The sequence below is a fragment of the Halobacillus sp. BBL2006 genome, assembly GCF_000786645.1.
Classification (GTDB): Bacteria; Bacillota; Bacilli; order Bacillales; family Halobacillaceae; genus Halobacillus.
This window is the reverse complement of record NZ_JRNX01000732.1, coordinates 1-1,373: the sequence shown is the minus strand read 5'-3', so window position 1 is coordinate 1,373 and position 1,373 is coordinate 1. Positions and strand designations below refer to the sequence as shown.

At 35.5% G+C, this 1,373-nt stretch carries 3 protein-coding genes; all 3 read left to right on the top strand.

Annotated features, from left to right (window positions below; translation table 11 throughout):
- The first annotated feature begins 34 nt into the window (after nucleotides 1-34).
- Nucleotides 35-268, top strand: a complete 234-nt coding sequence (locus tag LD39_RS19000; protein ID WP_035551829.1) for a hypothetical protein — start codon at nucleotides 35-37, stop codon at nucleotides 266-268.
- 409 nt (nucleotides 269-677) lie between these two features.
- The gene (locus LD39_RS18995; RefSeq protein ID WP_035551827.1) at nucleotides 678-1,118 is read left to right on the top strand and encodes a hypothetical protein; all 441 of its coding nucleotides are present in this window, start codon (nucleotides 678-680) and stop codon (nucleotides 1,116-1,118) included.
- A gap of 68 nt (nucleotides 1,119-1,186) precedes the next feature.
- Nucleotides 1,187-1,373: hypothetical protein (locus LD39_RS18990; RefSeq protein WP_035551825.1), on the top strand; the 187-nt coding region annotated here is incomplete at its 3' end.

Here is a 1,373-nt window from a genome sequence, read left to right as displayed (position 1 = left end):
TGGCGGGAGAACCATAATTGGGAGGTAAGAAAAGGTGAAATCAAATAAAAAGCACTTTGCTTATTATGACATTGCTTCACAAGCTGACAATGTAAAAACCTTTGAAGGAAAAAGATATGATGTGCGTGGTATTTGGGCGGTTGATCGTCATGGTACTACTGAAAAGCTGGCCAGTATCTATTATCGAATTCGAACCGTAAAAGATGATCAATTCAGAACCATTGCTAAACGCAAAAATCCTATGAGTGAGCTGAAACCTGTCAAATAAATATAACGATTTTAACACGTGCTTAAATAGCACACATTGAACATTGAAAACTATATATCTATGTTAGGAAATTGAAAGGTCATAAAACTTTCTAACAGTCGATGACCGTTTGGTGCGTGTTACGTGAAACGCATCTTGTGACCGGGTAAGCGTTGTATCTATTATGGATTACTTATATAAAGTGAGGTATAAACTGATGAAGCTTTATGTAGTTTATCCTAGATACATAAAGTTTTTCGTATAGGCTAGAAACGATGTGCATTGTAGAAAAATAATCATTCTACATAGGGTTGATTGTATCTCGCCATAAACAATCATCAATAATAAAGATCTATCTTCCATAATGTGGATTTATATTTTAGTAGGTGTTAGAATCGTTATACAAATCACTTGAGAGGAGATTGATCTGATGGCAAAGCGTTGGGTCGGTGGTTTGGCTGGATTTGTTATAGTTTTAATCCTAGTTGGTTGCGGATCTCAAGGAGCCACAGGTCAAGTCGAGTCATTATCACCAGGTGACATGAAAGAAACTCTGCAAGACAGTGACAATGTTTATATTTTAGTAACTGATGCGTCTGAGGAAGAAAAAAGAGATGAATATATCAAGATAGTGGAAGAAAATATTGAAGAAATTAATGTGAAAGAAATTAATGCTCAGAATCAAAAGATTCTTGATGGGGATATGGATCTGAATGATATAGGTTTGGAAGGTAGTGAACTGTTCCAATCTCTAAGTTATTATCAGGATGGAAAATTACAGGATCGTATCTCCTTAAAAACACAGAAATACAAAACCCTTGAAGATAGGGATAAAGCCATACAAAAATTCATCAACGAAACATCATCCTAATGGAAGTGATCCTTAATAGATCGCTTCTTTTTTTTATGGATAAAAACCTTGAAAGGGGGTGAAGGTGAATGGGCGTTACTAATCGTGAACTTAAGCAATCAAAAGACTTAGTTCAAACACTTCTAACCATCCAAGACATTTCTTACAATGAGTGGCTTCATGAAAAGCACCAAGACTACATTCAACAAAACCAAGATGTCGTTATGAAGTCATTGCTCCATTACAAAGGGGTGGATGAAGAAAACAACAACAAAA

Bases quoted from the DNA above. Each gene is read 5' to 3' on its own strand.
- LD39_RS18995 (WP_035551827.1), top strand. From the start codon at position 678: ATGGCAAAGCGTTGGGTCGGTGGTTTGGCTGGATTTGTTATAGTTTTA.